The organism is Marinomonas sp. AWM4_232 (genome assembly GCF_056158325.1).
Window position 1 is genome coordinate 883,561 of sequence record NZ_JBSWTA010000001.1, and the last position, 16,415, is coordinate 899,975.

General features: G+C 44.1%; 11 protein-coding genes. 6 read left to right on the top strand and 5 right to left on the bottom strand.

The genetic code is table 11. The features are described from left to right. Nucleotides 1-2: 2 nt before the first annotated feature. On the bottom strand, nt 3-2,339 hold the full coding sequence (locus ACXAC1_RS04170) for an ATP-binding cassette domain-containing protein (protein WP_475059113.1): 2,337 nt from the start codon (nt 2,337-2,339) through the stop codon (nt 3-5). Further along, on the bottom strand, nt 2,329-3,147 hold the full coding sequence (locus ACXAC1_RS04175; RefSeq protein WP_475059116.1) for an ABC transporter permease: 819 nt from the start codon (nt 3,145-3,147) through the stop codon (nt 2,329-2,331). The genes ACXAC1_RS04170 and ACXAC1_RS04175 overlap by 11 nt, the downstream gene beginning before the upstream one ends. Nucleotides 3,148-3,375: 228 nt before the next feature. Between ACXAC1_RS04175 and ACXAC1_RS04180 the strand changes: the two genes are divergently transcribed. Beyond that, entirely contained in the window at nt 3,376-4,674 is a 1,299-nt protein-coding gene (locus ACXAC1_RS04180) for a glycosyltransferase (protein ID WP_475059118.1), read from the top strand. A gap of 8 nt (nt 4,675-4,682) precedes the next feature. Then, entirely contained in the window at nt 4,683-6,920 is a 2,238-nt protein-coding gene (locus ACXAC1_RS04185) for a glycosyltransferase (RefSeq protein ID WP_475059121.1), read from the top strand. Between the two features lie 397 nt (nt 6,921-7,317). On the opposite strand, the gene ACXAC1_RS04190 is transcribed toward ACXAC1_RS04185, so the two are convergent. Then, nucleotides 7,318-8,016 carry a Crp/Fnr family transcriptional regulator gene (locus tag ACXAC1_RS04190; protein ID WP_475059123.1) on the bottom strand — a complete coding sequence of 233 codons (699 nt, stop codon included), beginning with the start codon at nt 8,014-8,016 and terminating at the stop codon, nt 7,318-7,320. Nucleotides 8,017-8,328: 312 nt separating this feature from the next. On the opposite strand from ACXAC1_RS04190, the gene ACXAC1_RS04195 reads away from it, so the two are divergent. The 4 genes from ACXAC1_RS04195 (at nt 8,329) to ACXAC1_RS04210 (ending at nt 14,368) form a co-directional block, all read left to right on the top strand. Further along, nucleotides 8,329-9,996 (top strand): FecR family protein, encoded by a 1,668-nt coding sequence (locus ACXAC1_RS04195; RefSeq protein ID WP_475059125.1) that lies wholly within the window; start codon nt 8,329-8,331, stop codon nt 9,994-9,996. Between the two features lie 9 nt (nt 9,997-10,005). Further along, nucleotides 10,006-12,015, top strand: coding sequence for a CHASE2 domain-containing protein (locus tag ACXAC1_RS04200; RefSeq protein ID WP_475059128.1), 2,010 nt, complete (start codon nt 10,006-10,008; stop codon nt 12,013-12,015). Nucleotides 12,016-12,092: 77 nt separating this feature from the next. After that, nucleotides 12,093-13,388, top strand: coding sequence for a tetratricopeptide repeat protein (locus ACXAC1_RS04205; protein WP_475059130.1), 1,296 nt, complete (start codon nt 12,093-12,095; stop codon nt 13,386-13,388). 5 nt (nt 13,389-13,393) lie between these two features. Then, nucleotides 13,394-14,368, top strand: a complete 975-nt coding sequence (locus ACXAC1_RS04210; protein WP_475059133.1) for an acyltransferase family protein — start codon at nt 13,394-13,396, stop codon at nt 14,366-14,368. On the opposite strand, the gene ACXAC1_RS04215 is transcribed toward ACXAC1_RS04210, so the two are convergent. Then, nucleotides 14,358-14,990 (bottom strand): OmpA family protein, encoded by a 633-nt coding sequence (locus ACXAC1_RS04215; RefSeq protein ID WP_475059135.1) that lies wholly within the window; start codon nt 14,988-14,990, stop codon nt 14,358-14,360. The two genes, ACXAC1_RS04210 and ACXAC1_RS04215, sit on opposite strands and share 11 nt — an antisense overlap. A 21-nt stretch (nt 14,991-15,011) precedes the next feature. Beyond that, a complete protein-coding gene (locus ACXAC1_RS04220; protein ID WP_475059138.1) occupies nt 15,012-16,385 on the bottom strand; it encodes a hypothetical protein in 1,374 nt (457 codons plus the stop codon). Nucleotides 16,386-16,415: the final 30 nt, after the last annotated feature.

Consider the following 16,415-nt stretch of genomic DNA (forward strand, 5'->3'; position numbering starts at 1 on the left):
GGTTATCGGAAGTCGCTGTCGCCCCCCATTAGCCACCAGTTGCCTTTGGATTCGGCGAGGTGCTCTGGGTTATCTAGGGCGTTGCCTGGGACAAAGACTTCAGTTGGTTCGACGCTGGCTTCGTCGGTTTCCAGCCATGCATAGACGTTACCCGATAGCCAAGACTGTATGCGCTGGCGTCCGTTTTGTTCCGCCAGTTGCTGAGCTGCGACCAGCAGTTGATGGCTGTGTTGCGGTGTTCCAATGAAATCTAATAATTCCATGTGTTCCGATTCGGGGTGGTCTTTTAAGACAACTAAACCGATGGGAGTTTGCGGCTGATCCGGTTGAGCGACAAACCAGATTTGATACTGATCCATTGGCTTTTCAAGGAAGCGGAAGCGAATCCACTCTTTATCTCGTACACCCACTAGGTAGTCACCTAGGTGCGGCATCATCTGTTGCCACAGTTGATCAATCAGCGGCCCCTGTTGTTCATCTCCTGCCCAAGCGGTTAGCAGCATATCTCCTGCTTTGGCAGGCCATTGGGCTTCTAGAATGCGGTCCGTGGCAGCATAAAGGTTCTGACGCTCCCCCACTCGTAGATGTCGACGGTTAGGAAAGCCAAAGCCGTAAGGAAAGTCGCGTCCTTGACCAATTTTTTCGGTTAGGAAGCCATAAACACTGCGGTAAAACGGGCCGGTTTTGGTTAATACGCCTCGTTGACGTCGATCAACCATAACATCCCCTAATTGAGCCAAGGTTGCTGGCGTACCTTTTACTAAACCTCGTCTCGGTGCACCACCACAGAAACCAACCACTTCATCGCCTTCGGATACCATGTAACCGGGACTGCTGGCATAACGGTATTTCCAGTGCCAAACATCTTCGTGGAGCGGTTGTTTAAAGGTGTCTTGGAACAGACGTTTGATGTTTTCAAAGTCTGCCACGGCATCGGCTTCTCGGACGGTCCAACGGTCACTTGGCTTTCTGTCGGTGACGATCGCGTCTTCTTTCAGGCGTTTTGCAGGTCCCGGTTGCTGCCACGTATGAGGCAGCATGACTAAGCCACGCTCTTGGTTAGACTGTGCCACCTGTAGCGTGACTACAGGGTCTGCTTCATCATGCAAAAATAAGCCACGCTCGCAGAATAATAAGACGCCAATGTAATAAGTGCCTTTTAGCAGTGGCATTTTCGGAAAGGTCACGGAGATGCGACCAATGCCCTCGGCATCCACACTAGGCTGCACACCGGCTACCCAAGCACCACAACTGGTGATCAATTGTCCAGCTGAGTTATGGACCACCAATGCCACTTGCGGGATTTCGTCTTTTAGAGTGGTTTTGAAGCGGATATCAAGGGTGACATCGGTTTGACCACTCATCACATTGAGCAGCTCGCCCTTTTCCGTATCGGTATGTGCTTCGACTTTTTGAATTCGGGCATATTGCCCTTGCGGCGGCACATTGCCAGAAGGCGCGGATGTGTCTGCGCTCGCCTCTGCCTTTTCTATAGCCGTATCACTTGTCGTGGCACTCTGCTCGTCCTGCTCGTCGGATGCCATGTTAGATGGCACCACTCGCGTTTGAACGTCTGCAGGCGTTGCTTCTGGGTTTTCTGCTAAACAATCGAGGAAAGCTTGGTATTCTGGCACTATGTCCGCAGGCGTTCCCTGTTTGACCAATTGACCTTTTTCGATCCAAATGGCTTTTGAACACAGGACTTCGATTTGATACAGAGAATGCGAACAAAACAAGATGGTCGCACCGCGCTCTTTCATGGCCATGATGCGCTCAAAGGAGCGTCGAGCAAAGTCGCCATCTCCTACTGACAGTGCTTCATCAATAATCAGGATATCCGGCTCAACACTGGTGGCAACCGAAAAGGCAAGACGCACATACATGCCACTTGAATAGGTTGAAACAGGTTGGTCGATAAAGTTGCGCACACCGGCAAAATCAATAATTTCTTCGACTTTACTGTCTATTTCTTGTCGAGAGATGCCCATGATCGAAGCTGATAGGTAAATGTTCTCACGACCAGTAAACTGGGGATTGAAGCCTGCACCAAGCTCCAATAGTGCGGCAATGCGCCCGTTCACATTGACGTGTCCAGTGGTCGGCGTCAGGGTGCCACAGATCAACTGCAGGAGGGTGGATTTACCCGCACCATTTCTACCCACAACACCTAATACTTCGCCTTTTGGCAAAAAGAACGATACGGGCTGTAGAGCTTGATACTCGCGGAAAAATTGCTTGCGGCCGCGAAATAGCATCTGCTTTAAGCGGTCTTTCGGGGTATCGTATAAATGGTAAGTTTTCGATACTCTATCAATATGCAAGGCAATATCAGAGGACATCTGCAAACCCCTTTTTTAATTTATGAAAGCCTGCTGCTCCCAATCCCATAATACTTCCAGCCACCAACAAATAGACAAATAAAGCCATGCCTTGCTGGGGCCATTGACCTTGCATCACCGCATCTCGCAATAGTTCAATCGGAATCACCAATGGATTTACCACCATAAAACTTTGCACAAATTCTGGCAACGCAGCAGTCGGATAGAATATAGGCGATAAGAACATCAATGGCGTCAGCACTAGGGTAATAATTTGCGTCAAATCCCTTAAATACACACCCAACGCCGACAATCCCCAACTAAGCCCAAGCAATAAAGGCAGCAATAAAATCAGTAATAAAGGTGTCGCTAACACATGAACACTGAGTTCACCTCGCATAAACCAAGCGCCAACTAATAATACCAAGAAGCTGACCAGAGCGAAAAACAAGGCTGACAGTACGTTTACCCAAGCCAAAATAGGCAGTGGAAAGATGACTTTTTTGACCATATTGGGTTGCTCTGTCACTAAGCTGGCAGCACGACTAAGCACTTCGGCAAATAGGTTAAAGATCAACAAGCCAGAGAAAATTTGCAGCGCGAATTCGATGTTATTGGCGTCTTCATTACCCGGCCATTTTGCTTTGAGTACCGATTTAAAGACGAAGGTATATACCGCCAACATTAGGATGGGAGTGATAAACACCCATGCAGCCCCCAGCATAGAGCCTTTAAAGCGTTGCTGTATTTGGCGCTTGGTCAGCTGCATGATCAGCTGCCACTGAGAAACAGGTAAAGCGTATTGCAGAAACCAAAGAATGGGGATCATGAAAAGCCTTATTGTGTGACCATAAAAATGGCGGCTAAGATAACACCATCGCTATTTGTTCGCAAAGAAGTGCACACCTTTTTGGGTGACCTACCATTTTTCGCCCTGATTAAATCAAAGGGACCACAAACAGTATCTGGGCAGCATTGCAAAGCATGGATATAACCAATCGTTTAAGGTATGGTTCTCTATCGCCTTTTTCATTGGTATTGGTCCCTCTTATAATATATGTCGTATTCGTCATCTTTAACGATCGAGCATCTTGTATCGGTCATCGTCCGCACTAAAGACCGTCCTGATATGCTGCAAGAGTCCATTCACTCTGTCATTCAACAGCAGCATCGTCCTATCGAAATCGTGCTCATTAATGACGGTGGAGAGGAAGTCGCTGAGATAGCAGATGCTCTGATCAAGACAACCAAAGATGTTTCGTTGCAATATATTTCTAATAAGATAGCGATGGGGCGTTCTGGTGCGGCAAACCTTGGCTTAAATGCAGCCACCGGAAAATTCAGTTTATTTTTAGATGACGACGATTTGCTGGAACCTACTCATCTGAGCTCCTTACTAAAAGCTCATCAAGACACATTCAGAAGCGATCAATTAGGCGCTACTCATAATGTCACTAAAGCGATGATATTGGATGAGCAAAAATCTTGGAAACTTCTTTCTAGGCAAGGAAGCCCAGCAACGACTGAGCAGCTTTTGTATCAAAACTGCTTACCTATCATGACGGTACTTTTCAACACGCGCTTACGAGATTACGCTCAGTTTGATGCTCAGTTTGATTTATTTGAGGACTGGGACTTTTGGCTACAGATCCAGCAACACTGTGCATTTCACTTTATCAATGAAAGTCACAGCATTTATCGAATGCATGCCAACGCATCCAGTGTGCGTGCGGAGCAGGCCGCAAAAAAAGCCTATGAGCAAATTTATAAGAAGTGGCTTCCCACTCAGTCTTCTGAGACTCTGAGTGGTGTTTTACAGCATTCGCACAGTTTACATGCCAAAACCATTTCAGATTTACAAGCCCTCAATCAAGCAGAGCTTAATCGTATCGGTCAGCTTCACGAACATGCTTTGGCGGTCATACAGCAAAAGGATGAAGCGTTAAAACATTTAGAGTCAGATTATCGGCATGCGATTGATGTCATTGCACAAAAAGACGCTGATATCGAGAAATTAACAGCTTTGCATCAGCAGGCACTTGATGTCATTGCCAAAAAAGACGAAGATGTTGCGCATTTGTCGACCCTGCACTCAGAAGCGTTAGCTGTCATTGCACAGAAGGATCGCGATACGGCTAAACTCGCTGATTCATATAACGAAGCCGCAGAGTATATTAAGACACTTGAGCAGACCCTAAGTAACGAAAGACCCGAGATGGACAAGCTGCGCTCAAACTTTTCTTTATTGCAGGCGTCCTTGCAGCAAGTTGAGCAGGATAATAAGCACAAGCACGAATTATTACTTAAGCCTTGGTACTGGCACCTGTATCAGGGACTAAAGCGTAAAAAACATTGAGAATTTACATGAATCGCCCGATTGACATTATCATTCCTGTATACCGCGGACTGAAGGACGTACAGGATTGCCTTAATAGTGTATACGAAGCTAAACAGCAAACGCCTTATGAACTGATTGTTATTGATGACTGCTCACCTGAGCCAGAAGTAAGTGCCTACCTCAAGGAAGAAGCTAAAAAAGGTTTATTTACGCTACTGATCAACGAAGTCAACCTTGGCTTTGTTGCCACCGTCAATCGCGGCATGCAGCTGCATGAAGAGCGTGATGTTTTATTATTGAATAGCGATACGATTGTTGCCAATGATTGGGTTGATCGCATCTATGCTGCCGCTTACGCTGACGAAAAAATTGGCACTGTTACCCCTTTTTCTAATAATGCCACCATTTGCAGCTACCCAACTTTTTGCCAAGACAACCAGCTCCCCAGCAATACGTCACTTGCGCATTTAGACACTTTGTTTGCAGCCAGCAACCACGGTCAAGCCGTCGATATTCCAACTGGCGTTGGCTTCTGCATGTACATTACACGAGGCTGTTTAGAAGAAGTAGGCTACTTTGATGTGGAAACCTTTGGCAAAGGCTATGGCGAAGAAAATGATTTCTGCCAACGGGCGATCAAAGCAGGCTGGAAAAATCGCTTTGCGCTGGATACATTCGTGCAACATACTGGCAACGTTAGCTTTGGCGATGAGCACAATGAACTTAAACATGGTGCCTTAGGCAAGCTGGCAAAAAGACATCCGCACTATGAACGAGATGTACATCGACACATTGCCGAAGATCCAGCTAAAAGCGCTCGCGTTGCTACCTGGCTGGCTTCGTTACTGCATAGCGAACAACCTATTGTCATTCATGTTACTCATAACCGTGGTGGCGGCACATTGCGCTTTGTTGAAGAGCTAAGCAAAGAAATTAAACATAATGCTTATTCTCTAATGCTGATGCCTAGTTCACAAAAGCCAGGCTATTTAGCACTTACCCCTGTACGAGTCAGTAACGAAGGCCTGACTCCTGTCGAGTCTGAATACTCTCTCTATTTTGAAGCACAAAACCAACAGCGTTTATTATTAAGTATCTTAAAGCAGTTACCACTTGCCTCTTTCCACTTCCATCACATGTTAGGGTTACCTGATTGGCTGATGGATGTACCCAAACAGCTTGACCTACCTTGGTTTGTTGCACTACATGATTTCTATTTTGCCTGCAACTCTATCTCATTGACCGATCATGATGATAAATTCAAAGGTCAAAGCACAGAAGCGGTCTTACTGGAAAGCGGCGCGGCTCTAGACGACACCCCTGACCGTCAACAATGGCGTCAACGTTTTACAGCGCTTCTAGATGGTGCAACTCGATGTTTTGCCCCAAGCCGAGATGCAGCTTGCCGTCTACAGTACTATTTCCCTAAAGCCAATATTGTTACCCAATATCATCAGCAAGCTCGTCATTTTAGCTCTGAGTTCTACCCATCTCCGCTTCTGGCAAAGCAAGAAAACGACACACTGAATGTGATCGTTGTTGGTGCACTCAGCCGCATAAAGGGCGCCGATTTACTGGAGAAAACAGCTCTGCTTTGCAAGCAGAACAATATCAATGTTGATTTTGAGTTGATTGGTTATGGCTACAGGGACCTGATAACTAAAGGCAGAAGTAATTTACATGTTCACGGTCGCTATCAAGAGTCTGAGTTACTGAGCCTACTCGAAAGCCGCAAAGCCGAAGGTAGAGCTGATTTAGTATGGTTTACGGCATTGTGGCCTGAAACGTACAGCTATACATTGAGTAGCGCGATCGAAGCAAAACTACCAGTCCTTGCTCCGAATGTAGGGGCATTTTCTGAGCGACTTTATGGACGCCCCGAAAGTTGGATTATCCCTTGGACATGGCAAGCAGACGAAGTGACTGAGCTGCTTAAGAACCTCAGTAAAGAAGGCTCAACATTCGATCAGTTGAATACACTGAAAAGTTCTATCGAACCGGCCAAACAGGACTTTTCTTACCAATCCGATTATTTAGCACTCTGCAAAAAGCCCGACATCCGTCCTATCGCACCGCAGAAGCTGGCCAATTGGCTACAGAAAACCCACCCTCTCTTAAATGGCAAACCAACATTTAAACAAGCCTTGCGTACGCATTTATTAAATACGCTTTATTACCTACGAAGCACCCCTATCCTTCGTCCTATTGCGCGCTGTATCCCACAGCAATTGCAACGTCGAGTGAAAGACCGCCTTTCAAAATAATTGATCACCCACGCAGCAGGTTCCTACATGGGGCATCGTTTTTTTGTAAGAGCTTGCTGTGCGAGCGATATGGAGGTTAACCGCATGGCGACTTTTATTCACCCGCGCAGCGGGTTCCTACATGGGGCATCTGTTTTTTGTAGGAGCTTGCTGTGCGAGCGATATGGCAGTTTTGTTCACCCGCGCAGCGGGTTCCTACATGGAGCATCTGTTTTTTTGTAGCATGGCGGGTTCCTACATGGGGCATCTGTTCTTTTTGTAGGAGCTTGCTGTGCGAGCGATATGGCAGTTTTGTTCACCCGCACAGCGGGTTCCTACATGGAGCATCGGTTTTTTTTGTAGGAGCTTGCTGTACGAGCGATCAGCTGACTACAGAGTGAGCGCTTTAGGTGATTCTTTATGAATCACCGGCTTCAAATTGTTGCTTCAACACAGATTCGTTCAAGATGAGCAATTTGCTGGTGCCATCACGTCGGACAATCTCTCGCGACTGAAGCGTTTGAAAAACACGGGTAACGGTTTCGCGACTCAAATTGAGCATAATCCCAAGCTCTTGATGGGTTGGCGGGTTGAGTATCACACCTTCTTTTCTATTGATTGGCTCTTGATCCTGTAACATCATCCATAGTTGACCACAAACTCGAGCTGAAGTACTGGACAGTCCCAGCAATGTCCTTTGCGCGGATAAGCGCCTTACACGTGTTGCCATGCGCGTAAATAAACGCTCAACCAACAAGTGACTGTGTTGCATGACATTTCTGAGGGCTATGGCAGGAATCATTACTACCTGAGATTTAGATAAAGCAATGACACTTTCAGGCTGTCCTTCCCCATCAAATAAGCCTAACTCACCACAAAAGCCGCCAGGCTCGACAAAGTATAAACCAACCTCTCGACCATCCAGCGTAAAATCAACCCCTTGCAAGCGCCCTTCAAACAAGAAACAAAGGTTATCCGTTGGATAACCTCCATTAATTAATACGGCTCGACGACTCGCCAATTTTAGTGAGGACTGTGAAGCAAGTTGCTCTAAGCTTTCATCTGGCAAAGACGCCAGCACATCAAAACGCTTAAGCAGCTCTTTTGTTACAGCCATAACTGTTTCCAATACATTCTGATCGCGCTATTCCAAGAGGTATCTGTGTTCAATTAATACGGCAAAACCTTGCCCCAAAAGCGACACTGAATCACTTAATTGGCATTAATTTTCCCAGCAAATCGTGCAGAGGACAAATCATGGTAGCCAAATCCTCTACCTTTAAATACTCTAAATACGATGAATTCAAGTTTTTTTAAGAGATGTGATCACAATCACCTTGTTAAAGACTCAGCTGTTTATTATTAGTTTCCTATATATTTTAAATTTCTTTTGGACTTTCTGAGCCGGAAGGGTCCAAGGCAGAGAAAAATGAATACAACTTTTATGAGTTATACACATCGCCAATGCTCCATCAAGAAGCGTGCCACCTGCACTATCTTATTAGCGAAATTGCTAGCTAGTATGGGGGCCGCTATTGCGTTGCTGTCTTTTGTGAGCACTAATGCTTATGCTGGTCATCATGCAGCAGGAATCGTTTCGATGACAATTGGTAAGGCTTATTTAAATGGGGACACCCTCATCAAAGTCGGCACTGAATTAAATGAAGGCGATATCATTGAAACTTTGTCTAATGGACATGTTTATATTCAGTTTGTTGACAATGGTTTGGTTAGCGTAAGACCCGACAGCAAGCTTCTTATTGAGCATTATCAGTATAATTCAGACAAGCCCTCCGACTCAGTTATTAAGTTTGACTTAAGTGAAGGTGTGATGCGCTCTATCTCGGGCGCAGGTGCGAAAGCCGCACGAGATAAGTTTCGATTAAATACACCTATTGCAGCCATTGGTGTTCGCGGTACCGACTTTGTTGTAAAAGCGTCTTCCAGCTTGATTCAGGCTGTTGTTAACGAAGGCGCCATTGTCGTCGCACCTTTTTCTGATGCCTGTGCTGCCGATTCATTTGGGCCTTGTTCTGAGAATTCAGTCGAGCTTACAGGCCAAGCCAAACAGCTTTTAGAGCTCAGCGCACTAACGTCGACTCCGCGATTGATCCCATTATCAGAAACCTTTGCCACTGAGCTTAAGAACAGTTTGTCTGATGCTGATGCTGATGCTGATGCTGATGCTGATGCTGATGCTGATGCTGATGCTGATGCTGATGCTGATGCTGATGCTGATGCTGATGCTGATGCTGATCAGGATTCTCAATCTGAAACAGAAGAAGCACAAGAAAACACCAGCTCAACGATTTCAGAAAGCAATACTAATGCAACTATTTCTGGCTCTGAGTCATCTTCTGATACAGACAGTTTAGCTAATTCTGTGTCTCTTGCTGGTATAAATACAACAGAGCCAAACAACGGCGTCGATCAGGAACTGAAAACCACACCAAATGATCGAGATGAAGTTGAGTCTTTGGTTTCTGCTTATGTTTCTGATAATAATCTTGCTACGGCAGACAATCGCGTTCCCCCTGATAATTACGTTCCTACAGAGGCACTAAACGCGACGTCTTTATCGGAAAGAAAACTAACATGGGGACGATGGGGTAATACTCTAGATACAGATCGAATAATCACTACTGCAGGTTTAGCTCGCTCAGGAAAGAGCATTGCTATTACTGATATTAACAGTGAAACGGGTGATATTTCATTGCTTTATAGGCAAACCTCTAGCCTAAACGAACTTGATCCAACTCTTGCTGGTAGCCTGTCTTTCCATTTAGTTGATGCTCAGGCGACTTTAACAACTGTTGATGGCGATCGATCATTAATGGAAGTAACAAATGGCTCACTTGAGATTGATTTTTCTAGAGGTACTTTTGGCACTACTCTTACAACAAATCATGAGTTGTTAAGTTCAGAACTGCAACTTTCAGCTGAAGGCACTCTTGATAGCAAGGGTATAATGACAAGCTCATCCTCAGACGGATATTTGAAGGGTGCTACAACGTTCGAGGGCGATGCAGCCTCTTATATTTTACATAGGGATATTGATCTAGGCTCCATTGATGCCGCCGCGTACTTTGATAGGTAAGCAAGTACTATGTCTTTGCTATCACGCACTACAACACCCAACAGCCCGATAAGAGCAAATTCAGATGCTCCAACTTTTGTACGCTTTAAGACGGCCTTAATAGTCTTTGCTCTGTTATTCACCGTGTTATTCAGCACGATTTTTGACGCTCTCAAGGTTCGTACGGAAGACTCATTAGGCAGTTTATTTTGGACTCTTTTGAGTGACAGCACGCCAGAAGAACGCATTACCATTGTCGCCATTGATGAAGAAAGCTTAGAACAAGTTGGCGCTTGGCCTTGGCCAAGAAGCACTATGGCCCAACTATCTGATAAGCTTGCTGCCTATGGTGTCAATATGCAGCTCTTTGATATTGTCTTTCCTGAACCTAAGGCTGGCGATGATATTTTAAGCCGTCGCTTATTGAGTAATAATGCGATCATTGCACAGATCCCCGTTCTTGATAGCCAATATGCGGTAAAAACAGGTTTTTTGTCTGGCGCTTTAGAAAAAGCTCGCTGCCAATTGCCGATCCCAAGTACACCAAACTACCTGGCAAATGCAGCTCCTTTTTCAGCTATCCCCAAGGGACATATAACACCGATTATTGATCAGGACGGCCACATTCGAAAACAGCCCCCCGTCATATGCATTAATGGTGAGGTGTATCCATCTTTAGCGTTACAAGGTTTGTTAAATGGCCTTCAACAGGGATCAGATAAATCCCTAGTAAATGTTTCAATTGAGCCTGGGCAAAACTTATTGGCTGCTTCATGGAGATTGAGCATTGGTTCTTACTTTGGCCTCCATATTCCACTAGACCAAGACGGTAATATGCGCGTCTCTTATCGTCAAAGTCCCGAAGCATTTCAGGTAGTTTCTGCCGCCAAAGTGTTAGACGGCTCTGCGCCAAAAGCTCTATTGGAAGGAACATGGGCATTGGTTGGCGCGACAGCATTCGGTCTAGGAGACGTTGTTCCAACACCATACAGCGGTATGACCCCTGGCGTTGAAATTCAAGCACGCTTGATCAGTGGTTTAATTGACGGGGAAACCCCCTACACCCCTAACATAGCTAACTATGTTTTGGTCTTTGAGGGGCTGTTATCAACTCTTATCTTATTTGGCTTGGGTTATCGCAGCAATCGTATGACCGCATACTCCCTTCCAATAGCGACTGTATTATTGCCAGTTTCGATCATTGCCTTACACGCTTATTTATTGTCTCATGCTCTATGGATTGGTTGGTTTAGTACAGCAGTTTATGCGCTGACCCTTGGTTTATTGTTTACTTTGTTTGAGCACGCCATTATTAGAGATGAAAGACATCGAATTTTAGGGCATTTAAGTAGCTATCTTCCTAAATCTGTTGCTCAACGATTAATGCGTTCGGTTCCATCAGGCGCTATTGAGGCCCACCGTAGCGACCTAGTGGTCATGTCTGCAGATTTACGCAATTTTTCAGCTTATGAGGAGAGTCGTTCTCCAGAGGAAGCAGCAGCACTACTGCATTGCTTCTTTGTTAAAGCTACTGAAATAGTTGAGTCACATGGCGGTCAAATCGAGGAATATACTGGAGATGCTATTTTATCTAGTTGGTCAAGCCAAGAATCAAACCTCGCTACAACCAAAGCAGTTGAGGCAGCAAAAGAATTGCAACTTGCTATGTACGACATATTACCTGCTCGCGCTCCTAAAGGTTTGGAGCCTTTAGCTCTTGGCATTGGCATTGAACGTGGCCCTACGCTCGTTGGCTCAATTGGTCCTGCACACCGAAGAACTCATACTTTATTAGGCGATACAGTTACTATCGCCCTAAGAGTTCAAGAAATGACACAAGACCTAGCGCAGCCGATTCTGATCGGTGAATGCGCTGCCCGAGACCTCAGTGGGAACGTTTTGACCTCTCAAGGTTCATTCTTACTTGATGGCTTACGTACTCCTCATGTATTATTCGCCCTCAATATGAACTATGTCGAAAGTGAGCATCCAGCCCATACAGAACACTCTAATACGATTAGAATTGTTAAAACGGGTTGATAGTGATTCTTGTAATGCATCTTGAATCAAGGATTTCATTCTAGCCAAACATTTAGGAACGGCGCTGTAAGACGACGATGAAGTACAATTTATTCCTTGCCGTTGCGTTGTACTTATCCCACATTAGTATTTCAGCAGCTGAGACCACAACTGAGTGTATTGTTCCACACGACATACCCACTTCTCCAAATATAAATGAGTGGTCGAGACTTCGACTTCAGTTAGCCCCCCAACTGCAAAGCTGTTTAAATAACTCAGGTTATTTTGCATTATATGGGGCATCACTATTAAATACGGGAGAAATTAATGATGCATTGGAAATGTTGGAAAGGTCGCTGTTAATTGACCCGATGAATGGTTCTGCTCAAATTGATTATGCGCAAGCCTTATTTCAAAATGGACAGCTGATTGCTGCATTGCAAGTCAATCAGTCCATTCTAGATCGTAAAGATTTACCAAATGGCTTGCGTGATTTTTTATTCTCTCGCCAAGAAGCTTGGGATGAATTTCGATTCCAAAATCGTTATCACATATCTTTTACTCAAGGTTATAGTAGTAATTTAAATAATGCGACCTTAACTAGGGAGCAGAAAAATACTGCCGCAATACTTTCTCTAAGTGACGAAGACCTGGCTCAATCTGGCCAATATTCTAATTTAGGTGTAAGTGCACGCCTTTACGAATTGAACGATCAAGGTACTGATGCCATTAAGCTTGATTTAAAAAGTCGAATAAGTCGCCTAAGTGACTTTGATACAGACGAACTCAATATCGTCTTTGAAAGAGAACTTGAAGATCGCTCTTATCGAGATACATGGGAGCTGTCTGCAGAGCACGTTCAACTAGGCGATAGAGCTTTATACTCAAGCGTAGAAGCTAATTACGAGCGCTATTGGACAGATTTCGCCGTCACTCCCTACCTTAACTCCGACATTCGGTATGCAGATTTTCACACTAATAGTCGGCTCGATGAAACGTCAATAGGTATTGTATCTGGCATTGTGCTTGGCAACGTGGAAAACCGAATCGGCTTTGAAACAGAGATGATTTTTAATTATGCTCTGGACAATCGATATGGTGGCGATAAAACCACTTTAGAAGGCCAAATCTACTGGGATACAGCCTTTTTAGATGGCCGTTTAGTGAGTCGAATGAGCTATTTAGACACTAATGATCATGATGAGCACCCTCTACTTGCCAACGGCTCTAAACGAATTCTGTACACCAAAAGCCTAAACATTCAGTACTTTTACCCAATCAACAAGCAGTTTATCATTTATGCGGGATACAATTATAAGGAACAAAAAAGTAATCTGAACATTTTTGATATTGAAACTGAAAATGTAGATTTGGGCCTTACCTATAGGTTCTGAGTACTATGATTTATTCTGTTCATATTTTACGCGGCTTATGCGCTTGGATGGTGGTCATTCATCATTTCAGTTTTAGTTATTTTCAAGGAATACAAAACCCGCTTCCTAACGCTCTACAGGAATTTACTTTCATTTTGGGGATTGGTGTAGACGTATTTTTTATTATTAGTGGCTTTGTTATGTCTTTGCTACTAGAAAAACACTCCCAACAGCCCATACCTGCTTCTCAATTTCTCAAGCAACGTTTATTGCGTATTATACCGAGTTGGTGGTTTTACCTAGGCTTATTTGCACTGCTCTCCCTGACAATAGAGGGACTACCTTATACGATAGAGTGGGATTGGCAAACACTCTTAAAGTCCGCCTTACTACTCCCCCATAGCAACCTTAATAGTTCCGGCTATTACCCTATTTTGTATGTGGGCTGGTCTTTAACATTCGAGCTGTTTTTCTATGGTTTGATTTTTTTATTCATCGCTCTACGCGTCAAACACTTACCATTTATGATTGCTATGGTGCTGTTTTCGTTGGCGATAATTTTCCCAGGTCAAGAGACTTTGGGGCATACAAACTTCTTTTTTATGGAGTTTTTGATCGGCTTCCTATTCAGAAGAAAGTCGGAATTTGTCGGGGCTCTATTTTTGTGGTCCGCTTTCTCTATCTGGGCATTATATGGCCAATTTGAAGCAGCACGTTTCGCTCTCGCTAGTACGATTTTCGTTCTTGCCACGAGCATCAATATCACGAAACAAAGCATATTGAATAAATGGCTAGGATCTTCAGGAGACTATTCGTATTCAATTTATTTGAGTCATTTGATTTCGATCGGACTAGTTCATGTAGCCCTACCGCCAAGTGAGTATGCATTGAAGAATATGGCTGCTTTTTTCGCTGTGCTTTTGACAACTTATTGGATATCAAAACAATCGTTCAAATGGGTGGAGCAAACGTTTCAGAGATTAAGAAAACCTACTGTTTAATATCTACACGTCGATTTGAGTATCGTCCATCTTCTGTACTATTATCCGCCACAGGCGCAGTCTCACCTTTAGACACTTTAATGAGATTGTATGGTGTGTTCGGGTGCTGCGACATGTAATCAGCAATAGCAACCGCTCGATTCGCACCTAGGGTGAAGTTATAAGACTTTTCACCAACATTATCTGTGTGCCCCTCCACTACTATTTTATTAGAGTACTTCAAGCCACTTAACATCTTATCCAAAATATATCTAGATCGATCAGATAACTCACTACTGTCAAATGAAAAGTTTACTCGTGCAATAGTTCCATCTATCGCAGCAACACGCCCCCCCTTTAACATCACAAACTCCGCGCACTCAGACGACACACCAGCTTCATACATAAGCTGTTTTTCGATAAAGTTTTGCGAAATTTCTGTTACCAGAGCAGAAAAAGCATAGGGCCGATCATCCTGATTTAGAACTACACGGACCCCAGCTCCGATACGAGTAGTTTGCTGATACTCAAGGCTGCCATCTCCACAGTACAGTTCAAGCTGATTTACGCTATTATCTGCAAATAATGATGGACTAAGAAAAAGACATATAGCCCAAGCTGCTTTAACACCGAATAGTTTCATTAATAAAATCCTTATATAGCTTTAGCGAACTAAGCTACCAACTTCTTCAGTTATCAAACTAAGAATTTGCTTTTTGATTGACTCTTTGTCATAGCCTTCGAAAACACGCCCATCTCCAACACACTTTCTCATACGAGCGTAATTTATCTCATAACCAAATCCAATAGCAGCTAACTCAGCTCGTATTTTCTTCCCTTTGGAGGTTGTACCTGAACTAAGCGACGAAACAATTTTTTCACATAGATTCTCGCTTAAAGAATCGGCCAAAAGCGCATTAGTAACTGCGGGATAAGAGTCTTCTCCATCCGACAAAATGATGATAAGCCTACGGGGGTTATCCCCTTTACTAGCCAACTGCGCCCCTCTAATTATCCCCATATAAGAAGCTGTCGTACCGCTGGGGCGAAATGTAGAAACATTTAAGTCAATACCATCAAAATCATCTGTCAGCGGAACACCATAAAAGTTATAGTATGAAGATTTGTCCATATATCCAACAGATTCATTCAAAACATTAGCTATTGTCCCCGGAACATCTATGTATTCAGGTCTGTAATTAAGCCAGCGCTGATAGGGTCCAATATACTTATACCTCTTCCTCCATCCCCTCTGTTCATATTCTTCTGCATCCCAATAACAGTCTTCACCCAAATTGCCTATTGCATATCGAGTTCGTTTAGAATTTGTATATAGCATTACCTCACTTGGAATACATTGTAGGTGATGGTACATAGCTTTTGAATTCAAGTTGTATGTGAATGAGCTAAACCCTACAACTGATAACTTACTGATATCAGAGCTATCACTCATCTCATCGTTAAACTTCTCAAGCTCATCTCCTATTTCACTTATAATGCCTCTAAGGTCTATGTATTTCACAGATCCTGTCGACCATTTCTCCTTCATAGAACCAGAATAGTCTGCAACTAAAACAACATCAACCGGCTCAGCAAGTCCCTTTCTCGCTGAAGCTGAACGTTTCAGAGAGAACGAATCACCATAATTAGAGATCAGTTGAGAATCTCCACCAAAAATGGTGTCACGCGTTATAGTAACCGTGAGAGAGTATTCAAAATAGCGTTGCTCATCAGCCCCCCCCACGTTGACTGTTTCATATGACTTGCTTGAGGTTACAGTGATATTATTTTCATCCTCAATATCAGAGAAGTAACTGCCAATAAAACGTTTTGCTACAGCTTCACGCTCAGAGTTATCATCCGATGCGCCTGCTGCTACAGCTAGTACTGCTACTTCCATCGCATCAGTCATACGAGCATCGCTTTGTAAAATGCGAGCACCATCTGTCGACCACACAAACAAGCCAAATAATGCTGGGAAGATCATTACGAACATCATGGCAGCATGACCTGACTTCTTATATTTTGAACTAAACACTCTCATTCTACGACATACTCGCTAAGAAGT

Coding starts and splice junctions, on each gene's coding strand:
- ACXAC1_RS04170 (WP_475059113.1), bottom strand. CDS start 2,339: ATGTCCTCTGATATTGCCTTGCATATTGATAGAGTATCGAAAACTTAC.
- ACXAC1_RS04175 (WP_475059116.1), bottom strand. CDS start 3,147: ATGATCCCCATTCTTTGGTTTCTGCAATACGCTTTACCTGTTTCTCAG.
- ACXAC1_RS04180 (WP_475059118.1), top strand. CDS start 3,376: ATGTCGTATTCGTCATCTTTAACGATCGAGCATCTTGTATCGGTCATC.
- ACXAC1_RS04185 (WP_475059121.1), top strand. CDS start 4,683: ATGAATCGCCCGATTGACATTATCATTCCTGTATACCGCGGACTGAAG.
- ACXAC1_RS04190 (WP_475059123.1), bottom strand. CDS start 8,016: ATGGCTGTAACAAAAGAGCTGCTTAAGCGTTTTGATGTGCTGGCGTCT.
- ACXAC1_RS04195 (WP_475059125.1), top strand. CDS start 8,329: ATGAATACAACTTTTATGAGTTATACACATCGCCAATGCTCCATCAAG.
- ACXAC1_RS04200 (WP_475059128.1), top strand. CDS start 10,006: ATGTCTTTGCTATCACGCACTACAACACCCAACAGCCCGATAAGAGCA.
- ACXAC1_RS04205 (WP_475059130.1), top strand. CDS start 12,093: ATGAAGTACAATTTATTCCTTGCCGTTGCGTTGTACTTATCCCACATT.
- ACXAC1_RS04210 (WP_475059133.1), top strand. CDS start 13,394: ATGATTTATTCTGTTCATATTTTACGCGGCTTATGCGCTTGGATGGTG.
- ACXAC1_RS04215 (WP_475059135.1), bottom strand. CDS start 14,990: ATGAAACTATTCGGTGTTAAAGCAGCTTGGGCTATATGTCTTTTTCTT.